The sequence below is a fragment of the Rhizobium sp. BK176 genome, assembly GCF_024808055.1.
Map to the genome: position 1 here is coordinate 83,063 of NZ_JANUBV010000002.1, position 19,743 is coordinate 102,805.

Here is a 19,743-nt window from a genome sequence, read left to right on the forward strand (position 1 = left end):
TGATGCGCATTACCGATCTTTTCATCTATCCGCTCAAGAGCACCCGAGGCATCGCGCTGGAGTCGTCAGAGATCGATGCATTTGGGCTTCCGGGCGACCGGCGTGCGATGATCACCGACAGGGACGGACACTTCATCACGCAACGCGAATTGCCGGACCTCGCTCGCATCGGTGTTCAGGCCGGGCCTTCGCAGCTCCATCTCAGCATGGGCGACAAGCAGATGGTTGCGCTGATCCCTATGGCCGCGAAGCGGATGGATGTTTCGATCTGGAAGTCCATCGTCAATGCCGCAGTTGCCGACGACGCCAGCAATCACCAACTCTCGGAATGGCTTGGTCGAGATGTGAAGCTGGTCTTCTTCGATCAGGATGCCAAGCGTTCCGCCAGCGCAGAATGGGCCGGCGAAGGCACGCCGGTCACGTTCGCCGATGGCTACCAGATCCTGGTGACGACAACCGGCTCCCTGCGGGCGCTGAATGCCGACCTGGAGACACACGGCGAAGGCCGCGTCGGCATGGAGCGGTTCCGGCCCAATATCGTGGTCGATACGGAAGAGGCTTGGAAGGAGGACCGTTGGGCGGCGATCGAAATCGGCGGCATTCGTTTTGATCTGGTCAAACCCTGTGCGCGTTGCATCATGACGACGCAGGACCAATCGACCGGATCGCGCGACGTTCCGAATCCGATGCCGGCCATGGGTCGCATTCGGATGTCAGCGGACCGGCGCGTACCCGGCCCGCTCTTTGGTTGGAATGTCACCCCGCGCGGAACCGGCAGGATCACGGTTGGCGATACAGTCAGAGTTGTCGAAGAAAGACCCGAGGGTTGGACCTTCAAGGTGCGCAACCGCGCCTAAGTCCGAAGCTGAGCAAGAGTCTCGTCGATTTCCGTCATCACCGCAGCAGGTAGCGGGCCTGCGGCCAGCGCGCCGGCATTCTCTTCAACCTGGGCGACGGTTCGGAAGCCCGGGATCGGCAAAGTTCGGGACGAGCGCGCCCACAGCCACGCCAGCGCGCCCTGCGTGAGCGTTCGACCGCCCGACTTCAGCAGCTCGCGCACCGCCTCAAGTCTCGCGGCGAACTCCGGCGCGATGCGCCCATCCTTGAAATAGATCATCCAATCCAGGCTCGCTCCGCGAACATCCTTGTCACCGACCTTCGTGTCGGCGCTGAATTTTCCGCTGAGCAATCCCATCGCCAGCGGCCCGCGGTTGATCGAGATCAGTCCATGCCGCTCGATCACCGAGATCATATCCGGCACCGGCTCGAAGACGTTCATCGTGTGCTGGACAGAAACGAAGCCAGGACGCGCTGCATGTCGCGCAGCCCGATCGCGATAGTCGGTACTCCAGCCAAAGGCGTCGACCTTACCTTCACTGCGCAGTTTCTCCAGCGTTTCGAAGACGTCATCCGACTGCTCGAGCGGAAAGTCGTTCAAGTGGAACTGGAGCAGATCGAGACGATCCCTCTTCAGCCGACGCAGCGATGTTTCCGCCGACCGCCTGATAAAGTCGGCGTCGGCAAAGGCCCCAGTTGCCTGCTTCGTCTCAGGATTGGTTGCGAAACCGAACTTGGTCGCAACGACAACGTCGCTGCGGTTGCCGATCGCCTCCCCAAGAACCTCCTCGGAATGCCCAGCGCCGTAGTTCGAGGCCGTATCAAAGAAACGAATGCCGAGCTCGATTGCACGATGAATGGCAGCGATGGATTCCTTGTCATCGACCTCGCCCCAGCCAAGCGGCGTATCGCCAGCATAGAACGGCCCTCCGATCGCCCAGCAGCCCATGCCCAGGCGCGGGATTTCATTGCCGTTCCAAAGATTTATTGTGGTCGTCGTATCGGGTTTGGTCAGCATGGCCTACTCCTCCAATCGCTGGGCTGTATGCGATCGACATAGGAAGATGTCCGAGGCGCGTAAAGCGCCTGCGCTGCACGACATTTTTCAAACATGAAAAACCGTCGATCAGGCCGGCAAGCCGTCCTTTGCGGAGGCGGCTTTTAGCGCCTTCAGAGCCGCCTGTACGAAGCCTTCGCGCGCCGCTGCCGCCTCCACGCCACGCGGCTCATAGACATGGCGATGCAGAAAGAATGCCGTCAACCGGAACGCGGCATTGAGGCTGTCGATGTCGGCCGCACGGTTCTGCTCGCTATTGAGGAACGGGGGCAGCAGCAGCATCTTGTCAGCCCACGGTGCACCCGCAGCCCGACTGACCGCCCTGCCCGACTTCGGCGACACGTAGGCGAGGTCGGAACGCGTGCCGGTCGCGGCACATTCGGTCAGATCGAGGCCAAAACCAAGGTCGTTCAGCACAGCGAGTTCGAAGCGAACGAAGAGTTCGCCTGCGTCGGCCGGATTGTGGAGATTGTCGAGGATGACCTCGAGAGCTTCGAACAGGTGCGGATGCGGATCGCGTTCCGGCAACAAGCGTAGCAACGCGCCCATCGCCTGCACGCCATAGACGGCGGTTGCCGTTTCCATCAAGCGCGCGGCCCGCAACGTCAACGGTTCGACTCGAAATTCGCCAAGGTGCTCGTCGAGACGGGCTCGCCACGTGACCTCGACCTCGTTCCCAGCCTGGAGCACAGGCTGCATGGCCCGCGACCGGCCGGAGCGGACCATTCCGAGATGGCGTCCGCGCTCGCGCGTCATCACCTCGGCAATAACGCTGTTCTCGCCGTGGCGCTTGACGCCCAAGATGATTGCTCGGTCGTGCCACTGCATCGGAAACGAACCCTGAACTCTACGATTCGATCCTACCGCAACACCGACGCCCTGTCATGAAAAGGCGCTCAGGCGTCCGCCGGGAACAATTTCTGAAGGAAGTCGCGCATCGCCGACTCGCCAAACGGCTTGACGAGCAGCGGCACGTTCCGGAGGTCTTCGGGAAAGTCCTTCGTATCTGAATAGCCGCTCACAAAGCCGAAGGGAATGTTCACGCGCGACAGATGGCGCGCGAAATCGAAGCTCATGACCTCACCAAGGTTGACGTCCAGCAGTGCGAAATCGAAAGCCTCGGTCTTGGTCACCTCCATCGCCTGCTCGAGGCCGCTGACGATACTAATCGTCTCGACACCCACCTGACGAAGGATATCCTCCGCCTCCATAGCGATGATCAAACTGTCCTCAAGGACCAGAACACGGTTTGCCTTCATACCCAATACGCCCCTTGCTGAGTGTCGCCTAAGACGCTCGGCCCCTGCATTTTCCGGATTTCCACCTCTGACGCCCCATATCCGACGACTATCTACCGCTTAACTTGCATAGCCGCTTTTTCGTTTCGGGTCGATAAAAAGCAAGCAGGAAGAAAGATGGCATGGATGACCTTAGGTCCATGTCTCGCAGCATGCATTTAAAAAAGACATAGCGCCCGCATGCATTATATGAACGGCCGGACTTTTTCTCCAAGCCCTTCCCACCCAGCGGCGGCAAGCAGCCCTTCGCCATCAAGCACCTCGCAGGCACGCTCCTGCCAGCGGATCAAATTTCGATTTGATAATTTTTTCAATGTTTTATTCGTGTGAACGATCGATAAGCCGAGCGTATCCGCCACATGCTGTTGGGTAATCGGGATCGAGGCATTTTTGGTGAGAAGCTTTAGTCGCCTTGCCCGCTCGAACAGGAATGCAATGAGGTAGGCTGCGCGCTCGAGGGCTGTCCGGCGGCCGATGCTCAAGAGATGTTCATCAAGCATTCGCTCTTCCTGGGCCGCGATCCAGGTAATGTCGAAGGCGAGCGAAGGATGCTTGTTGTAAAGAGCCATTAGTTTGTCGCGTTCGAAGACGCACAGGGACACAGGCGATAACGCTTCGACTGAGTGCTGCATTTCACCCATGATCGTCCCCTGCAGACCGATCAGATCGCCCGGCATTATATAGTTCAGGATCTGCCGGCGCCCGTCTTCCAGCGTTTTATAGCGGAAGCCCCAGCCGGAGAGAACCGTGAAGAGATGAGCGCTATGGGCGCCCTCGACGAGGATTGTCGCGCCGGCGTCAGCAGCCAGTTCGCCTCGCTTGAACTTAGAAACGAAATCCAGCTCTTCGCCACTGAATTCCCGGAACGTCGGGTCGGCACGCAGCGGACACTGCTCGCACGGTGTTTTGAACGAGTGAGTGGCGCGCGGGGTTGCCATAGAGGCCCTTGTGCTCGATGACGAAAGCCGCCGGCAATGGCGGCGCGTTCATATAAGAACACGCAAACCCCAGGGTTGTTCCATACGCGACCGAATTTTTGCCGCAGAAACAACGCTGTAGAAGCTGTTTTCGCTACTTCGGGAAATCCAGCCCCATTTCGCGGAAGCGCTCGGGATCATCGCCCCAGTTTTCGCGAACCTTCACGAACAGGAACAGATGGACCGGCTGCTCGAGAATTTCGGAAAGCTCTCGGCGTGATGCAGAAGAGATGGCCTTGATCGTTTCGCCGCCCTTGCCGAGCGCGATCTTCTTCTGACTGTCGCGCTCGACGTAGATGACCTGCTCGATGCGAACCGAGCCGTCCTTGCGTTCTTCCCACTTCTCCGTCTCGACATGCGACGAATAGGGAAGTTCTTGGTGCAGGCGAAGGAACAGCTTCTCGCGGGTGATCTCAGCCGCAAGCTGGCGCATGGGGAGATCGGAAATCTGGTCTTCGGGGTAATACCATGGCCCTTCCGGCAGCGTCTTTGCCAGATAATCCATGACGTCTTCGCAACCGGACCCGTTCTCGGCCGAGATCATGAAGGTTTGCGTGAAGGTGACCTTCTCGTTGGCGGCTGCCGCCAGCGCCAACAGATCTTCGCGCTTGACCCGGTCGATCTTGTTCAGGACGAGGATCTTCGGCTGATGCACCTCCTTGAGGCCCTCAAGAATGGCTTCCGCGTCACCGCGCAAACCGCGCTCGCTGTCGATCAGCAGCATGATGAGGTCGGCATCTTTGGCGCCACCCCAGGCCGACGTGACCATCGCGCGATCGAGCCGCCGGCGCGGTTTGAAAATACCTGGCGTGTCCATGAACACGACCTGGGCATTGTCGTGGATCGCGATGCCCCGGACGATCGCACGCGTCGTCTGCACCTTGTGGCTGACGATGGAGACCTTTGCGCCGACCAAACGGTTCACCAGTGTCGACTTGCCGGCATTCGTCGGACCGATCAGGGCAACGAAGCCCGACCGTGTCGCACCCGCAGTTTCAGCGGAGCCGTCCGCCATTTCGTGTTCTTCTGTCATCTGTCCCGTCAGTTTCCGGCAGAGGATTTCTGCCAAATGCCTTCGCGCTCCAGCATTCGCGTGGCTGCGACCTGCTCCGCGGCCCGCTTTGAGCGTTCAATTCCCGTTTCGGGCTGAACACCGGCGACCTCCACAGTAACCGTGAAGCGTGGATCATGATCCGGTCCGCTGCGTTCATCAACCCGGTAGATCGGCGTGACGCCGAATTTGGCATGCGACCACTCCTGCAGTTCGGTCTTCGCGTCGCGCCGCGCACCGTCGGCGCGTGCTGCCCGCTTCTCCCAGAACTTCAGGATAAAGCGCCGCGCGACCTCAAGGCCGCCGTCGAGGTAGATCGCCGCGATGAGACTCTCGACCACGTCGGCCCGGACATTCATCATGCGCTTTCCGGTCAGCTTCTTGACGTCAGCGCCGGTGCGAATGAAGTAGTGCAGACCGAGCTCATCGGCGACTTCGGCGCAGGTATCGGCACTGACGAGCTGATTGAGACGGACCGAGAGCTCGCCCTCGGTTGCCGCGCCGAATGTGCGGAAGAGCAATTCGGCGACGCAGAGGCCAAGCACCCTGTCGCCAAGAAACTCCAGCCTCTCGTAGTTCCCGCCTTTTTGCGTGCGGGCACTCGCATGCGTCAAAGCCCGATCCAGCCGCTCCTTCTCGGCGAACTGATGACCGATCAGGGCTTCAAGCCGTGTCCGATCCGCCGCCGAGAGCGTCTGCGCCTTACTCATTCAACGCCCTTGAAGAGACGATCCCAGCGCATGTTCGTCGGCCACTTCCAGATTTCGCGGAACGATGTGTCGTTGCCGAGCGAGAAGAAGATGACGCTGGCGCGACCGACCAGATTTTCCGCCGGCACAAAGCCGACATCGAAGCGGCTGTCGAGCGAATTGTCGCGATTGTCGCCCATCATGAAGTAGTGACCTTCCGGAACGATGAACTCGCGCGTGTTGTCGCCACGGGAAACCGGAGACTGGTCGAGCGTGTCGTAGGTAACGCCATTGTCCAGCGTCTCGCGGAAGACGGGCACATCCTGGCCCGGATCTTGAGCATAGTCGGAATTGAAAGTGCCGTCCGGCACCTTCGGAACCGCCGTGCCGTTCACGTAGAGAACACCTTCCCGGACCTGAATATGATCACCGGGAAGGCCGACCAGCCGCTTGATGTAATCAACTTCGGGATTCGGCGGGAAGCGGAAGACAACGATGTCGCCGCGTTTCGGTTCACTCGCGAAGATGCGACCGCTGAACAGGTTCGGGGAAAAAGGCAGCGAGTACTTCGAATAGCCGTAGGCGAACTTGTTGACGAAAATGTAGTCGCCGACAAGCAGGGTCGGCATCATGGAGCCGGACGGAATGGTGAACGGCTGAAAAAACACCGTTCGGATAACCATCGCCAAAATCAGCGCCTGTGCGATGACCTTGATGTTTTCCCAAAGGGCGTTCGGCTTGGTTTCGACTTTTTCGGACACGCAGTCTTATTCCTTCAACGCGCCAATAACGACGCAACTCTTGTTTGCTTCTCTCTAGCGGCTTCGGCCGATTGCGGCAATGGCGCCAACATTAAAAGCGACTCTACGTCGCTGATCAGACGCTATCCGGCAGCGCTTCGATAATGACGAAAGCCTGCGCCAAGGGATAATCATCCGTTATCGTCAAATGAATGGCAGCCCTGTGGCCGGCCGGCAGCATCGATTGCAGCATCTCTGCCGCGCCGCCCGTGAGCTTCATCGTCGGCTTGCCGCTTGGCAGGTTCACGACACCGAGATCCCTCCAGAACACGCCTTGCGCCATGCCGGTTCCAAGGGCCTTGGAGCATGCCTCCTTGGCGGCAAAACGCTTGGCATAGGAGGCCGCCCGATTGGCACGCCGATCGGACTTCGCTCGCTCGATCTCGGTAAAGCAGCGATTGGTGAAGCGCTCGCCGAAGCGCTCGAGGGACCTCTCGACGCGCCTGATATCGATGAGATCGCTGCCGATGCCGATGATCATACGGTTTCCTGCACTGGATGTGACAAACGAATGCGGGCACGCGTCATCAGCCGTTCGCGGCGGCGCGTCTGGAAGCCCTTCACGGCGTAGAAGGTTCCGAAATACACGATGACAGAGGTCAAAAGTGCAGGCGGAATGGAGCCGACAAGCATCGGCTCGAGAACGGGTCGCCAGAGTTCGCTGAAATGCAGTTCGTGGAACAGCGCGCCGAGGTCGATCGATTGCCCCGGCATTGCGTCGTGACGCGCAAGCAGCAGGTGACCTATCTCCCAGGTCGCTCCCCAGATGAATGGGTAGGTCAGCGGATTGCCGAAAGCGGCGCAACCGAGCGCCGCAGCGACCATATTGCCGGAGAAGAAGTAACTGAGCACGAAGGCCATGACGAAGTGGACGCCAATAAAGGGCGTCCAGGACACGAAGATTCCTGCGGCGACACCCATCGCGACGGCGTGCGGCGACGCCGTCAAGCGGAGAACACGCATCGTGAGGTAGCGGAGCGGCCGCAAGAATCCCTTACGGGGCCACAGCAACTCACGGACCTTTTCACGAAATCCGGCAGGTTTTCTACGTCTGAACAACATGGCGCGTATGTAGTGCACGCCGCACCGGCGTGACAAGAGCGCCAGACCATCTCAGTCAATATTTGATCATCGCAGACTGAGCATTCACCAGGGGCGCGATATGCGATACGCCCCCTCCGTTCTTCAAGTATAGGCTCGGTATTACCGGATGCGGAACAGGCCGCGATCAACCTGACGCTGACGATATTCAAGATCGATACGGTCGAAAGAGCCGTTCAGGTAAGCCATTTCACGTTCTTCAGCAGTCGGCGCACGCAGTGCACGGGCGATCTTCTTGATCGGTGTAAACATTTCTTTGCCTCATCTTCTGTTCAATTTTCCGATGACTGGAAGATAGGCGCACGCGGCCGTGATTACCAACGCTCTAACATAGGCGCAGCCATGCGCCTATCGCATACCTAGCCCTATATCCGTGCGATTTCCGTCACGAAACGATCACAAAATGTGCAACAGCCTTATTCGTAAAGCCGACGAACGGTTGCGACGCACTCCAGTTCCTTTAGCTGGGCGAGCAGCTGGTTAAGCTGCCGTAGATCCCATACCTCGACGTCGAGTGTCATTTCGGTGAAGTCGGTTGCGACGCGGACGGTATTGAACACCCGGATATTGACGTCGACACCGGCAACGGTCTGGGCGAGTTTCGCCAAAGTACCGGGCTCGTTCAACGCATTGACCATGATGCGCGCCATGAAACGCGACTTGTTGGCCTCGTCGAGATCCCAGCGCACGTCGATCCAACGGTCCGGCTGATCGTCAAAACGCTGCAGCGTCGGAGACTGGATCGGGTAGATCGTGATGGCGTTCCCCTTCTCCGTGACGTTCATGATCCCGACGATACGGTCACCGGGGACAGCGCCGGTCGGAGCGAACTGCACCTCGACATTGCTGGAGATGCCGCGGATCGGCATCGCATCCATATCGATGTCCGCTTTGACATCTGCGCCGTCGATGGCCGACTTGGGCTTGCCCGGGATCTTGAAGATCATGCCTGAGGCGCTGCGAACATTGAACCATCCGTCGTCGCCGCTCGGCTTGGCCGTCACACGCTCCTCCAGATGATCAGGATAGACCGCACGCAGCACGTCCAGTGACGACATCTCGCCACGACCGACTGCCGCGATGGCATCTTCGACGTCTTTCTGCCCCAGGCGATGGAGCGCGGGCTTCATCGCTTCGCGCGAAAAGATCTTTCCGGCTCGGTCAAACGTCCGCTCCAGAATGCGATGGCCAAGACCGGCATACTGTTTGCGGATAGCCAATCGCGTGGCGCGACGGATCGCCGCCCTCGCCTTGCCCGTTACGACGATCTCTTCCCAGGCTGCCGGCGGCACCTGGACGCCGGAACGAATGATCTCGACCTCGTCGCCGTTCGCCAAACGGGTCACGAGCGGCATGATGCGACCATTGATCTTAGCGCCGACGGTCGTGTCGCCAATATTGGTGTGAACCGCATAGGCGAAGTCGATCGGCGTCGCGCCACGCGGAAGCGCGATCAGCTTGCCCTTTGGGGTGAAGCAGAAGACCTGATCCTGGAACAACTCAAGCTTGGTATGCTCAAGAAACTCTTCAGGACTATCCCCTTCTGCGAGTGCCTCGATCGTATGGCGCAGCCAGGAATAGGCATTGGATTCACGCGAAAGGATATCGTTGTCTGAGGTCGAGGCGGCGTCCTTGTAGAGCGTGTGGGCAGCAATACCGAACTCTGCAATCTCATGCATGCGCCTGGTGCGGATCTGCAGCTCGATGCGCTGGCTGGACGGACCAACGATCGTCGTGTGCAGCGAACGGTAGTCGTTCTGCTTCGGTGTCGAGATGTAGTCCTTGAAGCGGCCGGGGACCACGCGCCAGCGGGTGTGAACGATACCCAGCCCCCGATAGCAGGCAGGAATATCGTCAACGATGATGCGGAAACCGTAGACATCCGAAAGCTGCTCGAAGGACAGCGACTTCGACTGCATTTTGCGAAACACGGAGTACGGCTTCTTCTGACGCCCCTTGACGATCGCGCCGGTCATCCCGTTGGCAACGAGCAGATCGCCCAGTTCGGTCTCGATCTTCTTGACCAGACCTTCGTTGCGCTTCGAGAGTTCCTCCAGCCGCCCGGTGACAGTCTCGTAGGCTTCCGGGTTGATATGGCGGAATGAGAGGTCTTCCAGTTCCTCGCGCATGTCCTGCATACCCATGCGTCCGGCCAGCGGCGCATAGATATCCATCGTCTCCTCGGAAATGCGGGCGCGCTTTTCCGGCGACATGTGATCCAGTGTGCGCATATTGTGCAGGCGGTCGGCGAGCTTAACGAGAAGCACACGCACATCGTCGGAAATGGCCAGCAACAGCTTGCGCAGGTTTTCAGCCTGCTTGGCCTTCTTGGTGACGAGATCGAGCTTCTTGATCTTCGTCAGTCCCTCGACCAGTCGCCCGATGTCCTCCCCGAAGAGCTCATCGATCTCGGCGCGGGTTGCCGTCGTATCCTCAATGGTGTCGTGAAGCAGCGCAACCGCGATGGTCGACTCGTCAAGGTGCATGTCTGTCAGGATGGCGGCAACTTCCAGCGGATGCGAAATATAGGGATCGCCGCTCGCACGCTTCTGTTGTCCATGCTTTTGCATTGCATAGACGTAGGCCTTGTTCAGCAGTGCTTCGTTGGCATCGGGCTTGTATTTCTGAACCCGCTCCACGAGCTCGTACTGCCGCATCATCCCGAAACCGCTCCATTAAAAAAGAAAAGCGCGCCAATCACGGATTGGCGCACATGATATGCAATAATATGCCGAAGCTATAATGGTGCAAGGTTGACGATTAGTAATCGTCGCTCTTTTCCGGCGGCACCAGGCCTTCGATACCAGCCAGAAGCTCTTCTTCCGACATTTGGTCGAAGGTAATCGTTTCCGGCAGGTCTTCCTGCTCTTCGCTGTCTGCCGCGGCAACGCCGCCGGCTGCGATGAGGCTCGCCGGATCGGGCTCTGGCTCGTCGATTTCGACGTGCTTCTGCAGCGAATGGATCAGATCTTCCTTCAGATCATCCGGAGACAGCGTCTCGTCAGCAATTTCGCGAAGCGCCACAACCGGGTTCTTGTCGTTGTCACGATCGATTGTGATCGAAGCGCCCTGGGAAATCAGCCGGGCACGGTGGCTGGCAAGCAGAACCAACTCGAAGCGGTTCTCAACTTTATCGATGCAATCTTCAACGGTGACACGGGCCATTGCCTGTCCTTTGCGGTCGTGATCTCGGGATTAACACGCCCGATACAATTAAAACCGGGCAAATTCAAGTTTTCATTGCGCAAAGCCCCAACTCACAACGCCAACGAATTTTGGATGCAAAGCGGGTTTCCACCAAAAGTTGCTTGGAATATCGCGAATCGTGCCCTAAATCTTTCTTATATGAATAGTTCATAAAGTAAGAATTGTTCCAAGCGATCGCATAACCCGTTGTTTTTTTGGGTTTCTGACGAAAGCATTAAGATTGCTCACATTGGATTGGTACGCGATGTTTGATCCACGCGAAAAAATTGCTCTTTTTATCGATGGCGCCAATCTCTACGCTGCGTCCAAAAGTCTGGGTTTCGATATCGACTACCGCAAGCTGTTGAAGGCATTTCAGAAACGCGGCTATCTCCTGCGCGCCTACTACTATACGGCTCTGATCGAAGATCAGGAATACTCCTCCATTCGCCCGCTGATCGATTGGCTCGACTACAACGGCTATAAGGTCGTCACCAAGCCGGCCAAAGAGTTCACGGATTCGATGGGACGCCGAAAGATCAAGGGCAACATGGATATCGAGCTGGCGATCGATGCCATGGAGCAATCGGAAACCGTCGATCATCTCGTCATCTTCTCCGGCGACGGCGACTTCACGACGCTTGTCGAGGCACTTCAGCGCAAGGGCCGCAAGGTCTCGGTCATCTCGACGATGGCAACGCAACCGCCGATGATTGCCGATGACCTGCGCAGGCAGGCCGATCACTTCATCGATCTTCTGTCGTTGAAGAACGAAATCGGACGCGATCCTTCGGAGCGGCCACCGCGGCCTACGACCGAACCTGCGGCACCAACCGACCTGGACGCCTAAATTCGAGCGTTCAGTGTCGTCTTCAAGGCAGATGCTCGGATTCCGATTAGCCGTTGTCCTTGAGAAGACGGCTCTTCTGCCTGTTCCAATCGCGCTCTTTCTCGGACTCGCGCTTGTCGTGGAGCTTCTTGCCCTTGGCGAGCGCCACTTCCATTTTCGCGCGGCCGCGGTCGTTGAAATAGATCTTCAACGGAATCAAGGTCATGCCCTCGCGGTTGATGCCGGCGCGCAGCCGGTTGATCTCGCGGCCGGAGAGCAGCAGTTTGCGGCGCCGACGCGGCTCGTGATTGAAGCGGTTTGCCTGCAGATATTCAGGTAGGTAGGAATTGATCAGCCAGATCTCGCCATCTTCGTCGGAAGCATAGGATTCGGCGATATTGGCCTTCCCCTCGCGCAACGACTTGACCTCGGTGCCCTTGAGCACGAGGCCGGCTTCGTAAGTGTCGATGATCTCGTAGTTGAAGCGCGCCTTGCGGTTTTCCGCCACGATCTTCTTGACCACGCGCTCGCTGCCTTTGGGCGCCATAACACATTCCAAAATGCTCGAGGGCGCGACGACCGCGCCCTTCTCTCTTGCCTTTATGTAGGGGAACATCGGCTGCCTGTGAAGGCAGGCCGAGCAGCTTGCCTCAGTTCAGCAAGCCGGCATGGCGCATGGCGGCATCGATCGCTGCTTCGGTGGCGGGTTCCAGCGTCGAAATCAGCGGCGAACGCACGTTGCGGCTCATTCTTCCCAACTTTGCGAGGCCATATTTCGCCCCGCAGAGACCGGGTTCCAGGAAAATCGCCTTGTGCAAAGGCATCAGACGATCCTGGTATTCCAACGCCTTGGCATAGCTGCCGGCAAGCGTCGCGGCCTGAAACTCGGCGCAAAGGCGCGGCGCGACGTTGGCCGTCACCGAGATGCAACCGACGCCACCGTGGGCATTGAAGCCAAGCGCCGTCGCATCCTCACCCGACAATTGTCTGAATTCCTTGCCGCAGCTAAGGCGCTGCTCGGACACGCGCTCGATCTTGCCGGTGGCGTCCTTGACTCCAACGATATTGGAGTGCGCCTTGGCAAGTGCGCCCATCGTTTCCGGCGTCATATCGATCACGGAACGGCCGGGGATATTGTAGATATAGATCGGCAGCTTCACCGCCTCGGCGATTGCCGAAAAATGTGCGATCAGACCCTTCTGCGTAGGCTTGTTGTAGTAAGGCGTAACCACGAGGATCGCATCCGCGCCCGCCTTCTCGGCATGCTGGGCAAGTTCCATTGCTTCGCGCGTATTGTTCGAACCAGCGCCGGCCATCACAGGCACGCGCTTGGCCGCAGCCTCGATGCAAAGTTCCACCACCCGCTTGTGCTCGGCATGCGACAACGTCGGAGATTCGCCGGTCGTGCCGACCGGAACGAGACCGCTGCTGCCTTCTTTGATCTGCCAGTCGACGTGGCTCGCGAACGAGGCCTCATCCACCTGGCCAGCATCAGTGAAGGGAGTGACGAGAGCGGGAATGGATCCCTGGAACATGCAGAACTCCTCATGGCCGACTTCACGCTTCGGCCGCATTCCTTGAATATTGGTGGGGCACCATAGTGCGGTGAAATCGTCGCGACAAGCGCGCAGGGATCGGTTTAGGGCAAATTCCGATAGCAAATGTGAACGAAGTTTACTGGCTTCAGTAAGCTTTCGTTAAGATGGCTCCCGCCAAATGGTTGGGCGTGTTTTCATTGCGAGAGTCCCATGAAGAGAGCAGTCCTGATCCTGTCCGCCCTCGGCTTTACCGCCGCCGCGTGGAGCAGCCTGGCGTCTTCGCTTCCGAATGAGGCCGTGCCCGTTCCCGATGTAAAGCCGATAGGTTTCGTTCCGCAGACGTCGGTACCGGAATCAATCATCACCGGCTCGATTCCGCGCAGCCAGGCACCGATCAACAGCGACCTGAAATCCGGGCTGGACGCGCTTTCGGATAACAATCCCGCGCAGGCGATTTCCATTCGTGACCGCATGGGAAGCGGGACGCTTGACCGGCACATTCTGACTTGGGCAATCGCGGTCTCGGGGCAGAAGGGTATTCCCTCCTCGGAAATTGCCGCCGCCGCCCAGGAGTTGCAAGGATGGCCGGGGCTTGCGAAGCTACGGGCCTATTCCGAGCGTGCCATCTACGACGAAAACCCTGCCCCTGGCTCCGTTTTGGCTGCTTTCGGGCAGACTGCGCCCGAGACGACGTCCGGCGCGATGATCCTGTCTCGGGCACTCGTCGCCACCGGCAAGCAGAGCCAGGCAGCAAAGTACATCCGGAAGGTCTGGCGCGGCGAGACACTCGACAAGCCGACTGAAGACAAGATTCTCGCAGAATTCGCCAGCCTGCTGACACCAGCCGATCATAAGGCGCGAATGGACTACCTGATGTATCGCAATCGCGCGGCGCAGGCCAAGCGCTTTGGTGATATGGGGCAGGCTCAGTCGCTCTACAAAGCTTGGGCGGCTGTCATGAACAAGGCGCCCAACGCCGGTGCACTTCTCACCGCTGTCGACGGCCAGTGGAAAGGCGACGCCGGCTACCTTTTCGCACGCATCGAATACCTGCGAAAACAGGACAAATATGCGGAAGCCGCCAAGCTATTGCAAAAGGCCCCCCGCAATCGGGACGAACTGGTCAATGCCGGCGAGTGGTGGAACGAACAACGGATCGTCAGCCGCGGCCTCGTCGATCAAGGGGAATTCAAGGCCGCTTACGGGATTGTTGCCAACTACACTGCAACAACACCGACCGACATCGTTGAGGCGGAGTTCCATGCGGGCTGGTACGCTCTGCGGGGCCTACAGGACGCGGCGGCAGCACAGGCGCATTTCCGCCAGATCCTCGATTTTTCCAATGGACCGATTTCGGTGTCTCGCGCCTGGTACTGGATGGGACGGTCCGCCGAGGCCGGCGGACCTGGAAAGGCATCCGAATTCTATGCCAAGGCCGCCAGCTATCCGACGACCTTTTATGGGCAACTGGCCAGCGACAAGCTCGGCCGCAAGACACTGAATGTGACCTACCCATCACCCACCCAGGCCGACCGGCAACGCTATCTTGAACGCGAAGCGGTACAGGCCATCGCCCGCCTTGACGCGGCCGGCCATGGGTGGCGGGCGAAGAGCCTTTATCTCGCGCTCGCCGAGCAACTGCAGAGCCCCGGCGAACTTTCGGTTTTGAGTGCGCAGGCGGAACGTTCAGGCGACCACCATCTGTCGCTGCAGGTCGGCAAGATCGCCTATTCGCGCGGCGTCGATGTCGCAGCGCTTGCCTTCCCTCTCGGTGTCATTCCGACGAACGCCAACATTTCCGGTTCCGGCAAAGCACTCGCGTACGCGATCGCCCGGCAGGAGAGCGCTTTCGACCCGGCCGCGGTTTCGGCCGCGGACGCTCGCGGGCTTTTGCAGATATTGCCGGGAACCGCGAAGGCCGTCGCTAAGCGCCACAGCATCGCCTATTCCAAGGACCGACTGACAGCCGACGCCGGCTACAATGCGACGCTCGGGGCACATTATCTCGGCGAGCAGATCGACGCCTTTGGCGGTTCCTATATCATGACGTTCATAGCCTATAACGCCGGTCCCAAGCGTGTGCCTGAATGGATCGGCCGCTACGGCGACCCACGCGGCCAATCGATCGACACCATTGTCGATTGGATCGAGCGGATCCCCTTCCCCGAAACCCGCAACTATGTACAGCGGGTGATTGAGAATTACGAAGTTTACAAGGTGCGGTTGGGTCAGCCGAGCGACATCGTCCGCGACCTGACCTACGGCCGTTCCTCCTGATTGGCGGATATCGTCGGCCTCGCTAAGCTGAGCCTGAGACAGCAGGAGTAGCGAGCGTGGAACCAGCAGCAAACGATGGCTTTCGAGCGATAACCTACAAGAGTGATGACGGGCTGACGCTGTACGCCCGAGATTATGGTGGCCCAGAGATAGCGGACCGGCTGCCGGTGATCTGCCTGCCCGGACTGACAAGGAATTCGCGTGATTTTCACAGCCTAGCGCTGTTGCTGTCGACCGACGCCGAGACTCCGAGACGGGTCATTGCGATCGACTATCGTGGGCGAGGCCACTCCGATTGGGACGCCAACAAGGCGAACTATAATCTCGGCGTCGAAGCGCGCGATGTCATCTCGGCCTGCCAGCATCTCAAGATCGAGCGCGGAATCTTCATCGGGACCTCGCGCGGCGGGCTGATTCTCCATCTGCTGGCGCAAATGAAGCCAGAGCTCATTGCAGCGGTCATCCTCAACGATATCGGACCGAAAATTGAAGCCAACGGCCTCAAGCGCATCCGCGATTATCTCAATTCCGCCACACCACCGCACTCCTGGGCCGAGGCGGTCGCCTTCCTCAAGGCCTGCCATAGCAGATACTTCCCTACCCTGCAGGAGGAGGACTGGCGCGGGATGGCCACAGCAATCTATCGGGATATCAACGGGAAGCCGGTGGCGGACTTCGATCCAGCCATCGCCACACAGTTGCTGGCCATCGATTTCGCTCAGCCACTGCCGGATCTCTGGCCGTATTTCGATGAACTGGCCGCGGTGCCGATACTCGTCGTCAAAGGAGAACACTCGGATCTCATTGCTGACAAAACGGTCGATGAGATGAAAGCCCGGTGTTCGTCTCTTTCGACGCTGGAGGCACTCGGCCAAGGCCACGCGCCATTGCTGCATCTTGAATCAGTGTTTCCGCGGACAAGGCTTTTCATCTCGGATGTGCCTTAGTTCTGAGCCAGTTCACTTGAGCGGCATCCAGAAACACAAAAAAGCCCGGCTCGAAAGCCGGGCTCTCCTGATTGACCGAAGTCAGACCAGATTAGAATGCACGCTGCAGACGGAAGTAACCAGACGTCTGATCGTCGATGTTGTCGCCGTCGAGGTACTGGACCGAAGCCTTGGCGTAGAAGTTGTCGGTGATCTGGTAATCAACCGTCAGACCAACCTTCCAAGCGTCGTCGCTGGAGAAGTCGTTCGAGGCGCCGTCGTCTTCGTTGTAGTTGAAGAAGTATTCAGCACCGGGAGTGATCTTCAGCTTGTCAGTCGCCTGGATGGCGTACTCAGCTGCGATCGCCCACTCAGAGGCGTCGTAGTAGGAGTTCTGGCCAGATGCCCAGACAGCTGCGAGGCCGAGCGTGCCCGGACCAACTGCAACCGTACCCATTGCACGGATCGCACCTTCTTCGTTGTCGGTGTCATAGCCACCGATAACCTGGTAGGTGAAGGCGCCAGCCTTGCCGCCGAGGCCGAGAGCAACACCAACGTTGTTCGGCTGCTCAGAACCGTCGTCCGGATAGTGGCCGTCTTCCAGTTCGTCAACCGAGATACCAGCGTAGAAGTCGCCAGACTCATACTGATAACGGATGGAGTTGTGCAGCGTTTCGTGGCTTGCGAGAACGTCGGTTTCGCCCGAGAGGCCGTCATCCCACCAGCTGTAGAACAGACCAGCGCGGAAGCCAGCGATGTCGATGTAAGCCGAGTCGAGGATCGCGTTCTGGAAGCGAGCAGAGTCGCCATTGTGCTGCAGAACGATCACGCCGGTGAGCGGACCATACTCGGTATCGCTCTTGGCCGTGAACTGAACCTGACCGCGGGTGAACGCATCCCAGTCAGACGTACCACCGAGGATGGTGTCGTCGGAACGATCGCGGGAAACGTCAACCTGGAAACGGATGTAACCTTCGATCTTCAGGCAGGTTTCCGTGCCCGGGATGTAGAAGTAGCCAGTGCCGTAAGCGTCGCAGACGCGAACGTATTCAACCGGTTCCGGCTCAGCAGCAACGATAGCGTCAGCAGCCTGAGCACCGGAAACTACTGCGAGAGCAGCAGCGGAGCCGAGAAGAAGGCTCTTGATGTTCATATTGACCTCCAATTCAAAGTTTCGATCGGGTCTGGGTTTTTCGCCGTTAGAGCAGCGTTCCCTGCCCCATCCCCATGTTTCAAGAAGTCGGACGATCAACCGCCCTCGCTTCCGAGGTTGAAAATACAAGACCGGGACTGTCACGCAATCACCAACTTGCCCGTTTGGGGTGTTTGCGACAGCCTTCCCTATGCGCTGTTGCGGAAAGGTCACAAATGCGGCATCCGCCCCTGCCGTTTCTTTATACTTTATTAAGAAACCCCTGATTCTGCGGGAGTTTGGCTGCAATGTGCCGCGGTGCCGGGCTGTGGATTGTGCCACATTGGAACCAGTTTCTCGCCGGATTCGCGTCTTTTGTTGAAGAAGGAGAAGGCCAAGCATCGACGCCCGCCTCAGGCCATGGGCGCAATTGACGAAGAATCAGTTTCCCTGACGAAGGATGATTCTCGGTTCGATTCTGTTGACGCGAGATTCGGCGGGCTAAGCGCGCAGGTGGCAGCGGTCACTACGACAGCGCGCTGCGGGTGATGATGGTCGAAACAGATGGTAGGAAAGTTGTGATGGCGGAGAAGATGGGATTCGAACCCACGATACCCTCTCGGGTATACTCCCTTAGCAGGGGAGCGCCTTCGACCACTCGGCCACCTCTCCGGTGGGAGCCCTGATAGAGTCATTCGACAGGTGACGCAAGCGCTTTTTCGGCTTTTTCACCTGATGCCGGGGCCGTCGGCCTCAGCTCAGCAGTTGCTTAAGATCGGCAGACGCGTCGGCGATGATCGCCCTGTCGGGATTGATGCCGGATTCCAGCATCTTCTTGCCGCTGACATAGGCCTTGGCATCATTGATCGCATCGACGGCAATGAATGAGCCGTTCTTGAAATACCAGATCGAGTGCGCGCCCTCGCGGGCGCCCGGGCGCAGGACCGTATCGTCGTATCCCATATTGAAGCCGGCGATCTGCAACTTGACGTCATACTGGTCCGACCAGAACCAGGGCTTGGGGTCATATGCTTCGTTACCGCCCGCGATGATGGCGGCGACCGCCTCTGCCTGATCAACGGCGTTCTGCACCGATTCGAGACGAATCCGCCCACCCTGCCACGGGAGAACCGCACAATCGCCGGCGGCAAAAATCGACGGATCGGATGTGCGGGCAAATTCGTCCACGATGATTCCATTGGCGACCTCGAGCCCCGCCTCTTTGGCGAGTTGGTCGTTTGGAACGACACCGATGCCGACGATGACGAAATCCACGTCGATCGTGGATCCGTCGGAGAGCTCCGCCGCGACGACCCTGCCCTCGTGACCTACAAGGTGCTTGAGCCCGGTCTTTTCCCGGATGACAACGTCATGCGTCTCGTGAATCACGCGCATGATATCGGCGGTCTCCTTGGCAGCGACGCGCTGCAGGATTCGGTCGGCCATCTCGATCACGGTGACTTCGAGACCGCGATGGCGGGCGACGGCCGCCGCTTCAAGGCCGATATACCCCCCGCCAATGATGAGCACGCGACGCCCCGGGCGCATCTCCTCGGCCAACAGATCGGCATCGCGCTTATCGCGGGCCACGTAGACGCCTTCGAGATCTCCGCCGATCGCAGCCGGCAGCGCTCGCGGCGTGGATCCGGTCGTCAGTGCCAGTGTACCGTAGTCGAGCACCGAACCGTCCTGCAGGAGCACCTGTTTCTTGTCGCGCACAATCTGCTCTGCCCAGGTGGAAAGCCGGATTTCGACATTATTGTCAGGGTACCAATGCTCCGGCCGGAACAGCAGACGATCGAACGTCATCTCGCCGAGCAGATATTTCTTCGTAAGCGGCGGACGCTGGTAAGGCAGCGCATCTTCGGCACCGATGATGGTGATTGGGCGCGTATCCTTGAGCGCACGCAGTTTCGCGGCCAATGCAAAGCCGGCCTGCCCCGCGCCGATGATCACCAGTCTGTCCGTCACGTTCTCACTCCCAGCCCGCAGCCGCGCGTTCCAGCAAAGGCCTACCCCCTGCCCCCAGCGCCGTCAACCGGAAG

20 protein-coding genes and 1 tRNA gene are annotated in these 19,743 nt (G+C 58.9%); 4 read left to right on the forward strand and 17 right to left on the reverse strand.

The annotated features are described in order from the left end of the window. Positions 1 to 2: 2 nt before the first annotated feature. Complete coding sequence (locus tag FHT76_RS09695; RefSeq protein ID WP_183859457.1) at positions 3 to 857, forward strand: MOSC domain-containing protein; 855 nt, start codon at positions 3 to 5, stop codon at positions 855 to 857. Here the strand turns inward: FHT76_RS09695 and FHT76_RS09700 are convergent. From FHT76_RS09700 to rpoZ, 12 genes are all read right to left on the reverse strand, one after another. Further along, a complete protein-coding gene (locus FHT76_RS09700) occupies positions 854 to 1,855 on the reverse strand; it encodes an aldo/keto reductase (RefSeq protein WP_183859459.1) in 1,002 nt (333 codons plus the stop codon). The two genes, FHT76_RS09695 and FHT76_RS09700, sit on opposite strands and share 4 nt — an antisense overlap. Before the next feature lie 108 nt (positions 1,856 to 1,963). After that, positions 1,964 to 2,722, reverse strand: a complete 759-nt coding sequence (recO, locus tag FHT76_RS09705) for a DNA repair protein RecO (protein WP_183859461.1) — start codon at positions 2,720 to 2,722, stop codon at positions 1,964 to 1,966. A gap of 68 nt (positions 2,723 to 2,790) precedes the next feature. After that, entirely contained in the window at positions 2,791 to 3,234 is a 444-nt protein-coding gene (locus tag FHT76_RS09710; RefSeq protein ID WP_405049287.1) for a response regulator, read from the reverse strand. A 143-nt stretch (positions 3,235 to 3,377) separates the two neighbouring features. Then, on the reverse strand, positions 3,378 to 4,130 hold the full coding sequence (locus tag FHT76_RS09715) for a Crp/Fnr family transcriptional regulator (protein WP_183751652.1): 753 nt from the start codon (positions 4,128 to 4,130) through the stop codon (positions 3,378 to 3,380). Between the two features lie 133 nt (positions 4,131 to 4,263). Continuing rightward, the gene (gene era / locus FHT76_RS09720) at positions 4,264 to 5,202 is read right to left on the reverse strand and encodes a GTPase Era (protein WP_019279736.1); all 939 of its coding nucleotides are present in this window, start codon (positions 5,200 to 5,202) and stop codon (positions 4,264 to 4,266) included. 8 nt (positions 5,203 to 5,210) lie between these two features. Continuing rightward, on the reverse strand, positions 5,211 to 5,930 hold the full coding sequence (gene rnc / locus FHT76_RS09725) for a ribonuclease III (protein WP_016553382.1): 720 nt from the start codon (positions 5,928 to 5,930) through the stop codon (positions 5,211 to 5,213). Next, positions 5,927 to 6,670, reverse strand: a complete 744-nt coding sequence (gene lepB, locus FHT76_RS09730) for a signal peptidase I (protein WP_183751654.1) — start codon at positions 6,668 to 6,670, stop codon at positions 5,927 to 5,929. Before lepB ends, rnc begins: the two co-directional genes overlap by 4 nt. 115 nt (positions 6,671 to 6,785) lie before the next feature. Further along, positions 6,786 to 7,190 (reverse strand): holo-ACP synthase, encoded by a 405-nt coding sequence (gene acpS, locus FHT76_RS09735; protein WP_183859463.1) that lies wholly within the window; start codon positions 7,188 to 7,190, stop codon positions 6,786 to 6,788. Then, positions 7,187 to 7,771 carry a DUF2062 domain-containing protein gene (locus FHT76_RS09740; protein WP_183751656.1) on the reverse strand — a complete coding sequence of 195 codons (585 nt, stop codon included), beginning with the start codon at positions 7,769 to 7,771 and terminating at the stop codon, positions 7,187 to 7,189. Before FHT76_RS09740 ends, acpS begins: the two co-directional genes overlap by 4 nt. A gap of 141 nt (positions 7,772 to 7,912) precedes the next feature. Continuing rightward, positions 7,913 to 8,062 (reverse strand): DUF3563 family protein, encoded by a 150-nt coding sequence (locus tag FHT76_RS09745; protein WP_065814341.1) that lies wholly within the window; start codon positions 8,060 to 8,062, stop codon positions 7,913 to 7,915. 164 nt (positions 8,063 to 8,226) lie between these two features. Then, on the reverse strand, positions 8,227 to 10,470 hold the full coding sequence (locus tag FHT76_RS09750) for a bifunctional (p)ppGpp synthetase/guanosine-3',5'-bis(diphosphate) 3'-pyrophosphohydrolase (RefSeq protein WP_183859465.1): 2,244 nt from the start codon (positions 10,468 to 10,470) through the stop codon (positions 8,227 to 8,229). A 100-nt stretch (positions 10,471 to 10,570) separates the two neighbouring features. Next, entirely contained in the window at positions 10,571 to 10,975 is a 405-nt protein-coding gene (gene rpoZ / locus FHT76_RS09755) for a DNA-directed RNA polymerase subunit omega (RefSeq protein WP_016553376.1), read from the reverse strand. Between the two features lie 286 nt (positions 10,976 to 11,261). Between rpoZ and FHT76_RS09760 the strand changes: the two genes are divergently transcribed. Beyond that, on the forward strand, positions 11,262 to 11,846 hold the full coding sequence (locus FHT76_RS09760) for an NYN domain-containing protein (RefSeq protein WP_016553375.1): 585 nt from the start codon (positions 11,262 to 11,264) through the stop codon (positions 11,844 to 11,846). Positions 11,847 to 11,892: 46 nt separating this feature from the next. On the opposite strand, the gene smpB is transcribed toward FHT76_RS09760, so the two are convergent. Beyond that, positions 11,893 to 12,372: an SsrA-binding protein SmpB gene (gene smpB, locus FHT76_RS09765; protein WP_259185574.1), complete on the reverse strand. Its 480-nt coding sequence runs from the start codon at positions 12,370 to 12,372 to the stop codon at positions 11,893 to 11,895. A 103-nt stretch (positions 12,373 to 12,475) separates the two neighbouring features. After that, complete coding sequence (dapA, locus tag FHT76_RS09770; protein ID WP_183859467.1) at positions 12,476 to 13,360, reverse strand: 4-hydroxy-tetrahydrodipicolinate synthase; 885 nt, start codon at positions 13,358 to 13,360, stop codon at positions 12,476 to 12,478. Positions 13,361 to 13,573: 213 nt separating this feature from the next. Between dapA and FHT76_RS09775 the strand changes: the two genes are divergently transcribed. Together FHT76_RS09775 and FHT76_RS09780 are read left to right on the forward strand one after the other, a co-directional pair. Then, positions 13,574 to 15,640, forward strand: a complete 2,067-nt coding sequence (locus FHT76_RS09775; protein ID WP_183859469.1) for a lytic transglycosylase domain-containing protein — start codon at positions 13,574 to 13,576, stop codon at positions 15,638 to 15,640. 56 nt (positions 15,641 to 15,696) lie between these two features. Next, positions 15,697 to 16,587, forward strand: a complete 891-nt coding sequence (locus tag FHT76_RS09780; RefSeq protein ID WP_183859471.1) for an alpha/beta fold hydrolase — start codon at positions 15,697 to 15,699, stop codon at positions 16,585 to 16,587. A gap of 91 nt (positions 16,588 to 16,678) precedes the next feature. Here FHT76_RS09780 and FHT76_RS09785 read toward each other — a convergent pair whose 3' ends face one another. The 3 genes from FHT76_RS09785 to FHT76_RS09795 form a co-directional block, all read right to left on the reverse strand. Next, complete coding sequence (locus FHT76_RS09785; protein WP_183859472.1) at positions 16,679 to 17,719, reverse strand: porin; 1,041 nt, start codon at positions 17,717 to 17,719, stop codon at positions 16,679 to 16,681. Between the two features lie 561 nt (positions 17,720 to 18,280). Then, positions 18,281 to 18,370, reverse strand: a tRNA-Ser gene (locus FHT76_RS09790). 81 nt (positions 18,371 to 18,451) lie between these two features. Beyond that, positions 18,452 to 19,669: an NAD(P)/FAD-dependent oxidoreductase gene (locus FHT76_RS09795; protein WP_183859474.1), complete on the reverse strand. Its 1,218-nt coding sequence runs from the start codon at positions 19,667 to 19,669 to the stop codon at positions 18,452 to 18,454. Positions 19,670 to 19,743 lie beyond the last annotated feature (74 nt).

Bases quoted from the DNA above. Each gene is read 5' to 3' on its own strand.
- FHT76_RS09750 (WP_183859465.1), bottom strand. From the start codon at position 10,470: ATGATGCGGCAGTACGAGCTCGTGGAGCGGGTTCAGAAATACAAGCCC.
- recO (WP_183859461.1), bottom strand. From the start codon at position 2,722: ATGCAGTGGCACGACCGAGCAATCATCTTGGGCGTCAAGCGCCACGGC.
- FHT76_RS09715 (WP_183751652.1), bottom strand. From the start codon at position 4,130: ATGGCAACCCCGCGCGCCACTCACTCGTTCAAAACACCGTGCGAGCAG.
- FHT76_RS09760 (WP_016553375.1), top strand. From the start codon at position 11,262: ATGTTTGATCCACGCGAAAAAATTGCTCTTTTTATCGATGGCGCCAAT.
- acpS (WP_183859463.1), bottom strand. From the start codon at position 7,190: ATGATCATCGGCATCGGCAGCGATCTCATCGATATCAGGCGCGTCGAG.
- FHT76_RS09700 (WP_183859459.1), bottom strand. From the start codon at position 1,855: ATGCTGACCAAACCCGATACGACGACCACAATAAATCTTTGGAACGGC.
- FHT76_RS09745 (WP_065814341.1), bottom strand. From the start codon at position 8,062: ATGTTTACACCGATCAAGAAGATCGCCCGTGCACTGCGTGCGCCGACT.
- FHT76_RS09740 (WP_183751656.1), bottom strand. From the start codon at position 7,771: ATGTTGTTCAGACGTAGAAAACCTGCCGGATTTCGTGAAAAGGTCCGT.
- rpoZ (WP_016553376.1), bottom strand. From the start codon at position 10,975: ATGGCCCGTGTCACCGTTGAAGATTGCATCGATAAAGTTGAGAACCGC.
- FHT76_RS09775 (WP_183859469.1), top strand. From the start codon at position 13,574: ATGAAGAGAGCAGTCCTGATCCTGTCCGCCCTCGGCTTTACCGCCGCC.
- dapA (WP_183859467.1), bottom strand. From the start codon at position 13,360: ATGTTCCAGGGATCCATTCCCGCTCTCGTCACTCCCTTCACTGATGCT.
- era (WP_019279736.1), bottom strand. From the start codon at position 5,202: ATGACAGAAGAACACGAAATGGCGGACGGCTCCGCTGAAACTGCGGGT.
- FHT76_RS09695 (WP_183859457.1), top strand. From the start codon at position 3: ATGCGCATTACCGATCTTTTCATCTATCCGCTCAAGAGCACCCGAGGC.
- rnc (WP_016553382.1), bottom strand. From the start codon at position 5,930: ATGAGTAAGGCGCAGACGCTCTCGGCGGCGGATCGGACACGGCTTGAA.
- smpB (WP_259185574.1), bottom strand. From the start codon at position 12,372: ATGGCGCCCAAAGGCAGCGAGCGCGTGGTCAAGAAGATCGTGGCGGAA.
- FHT76_RS09785 (WP_183859472.1), bottom strand. From the start codon at position 17,719: ATGAACATCAAGAGCCTTCTTCTCGGCTCCGCTGCTGCTCTCGCAGTA.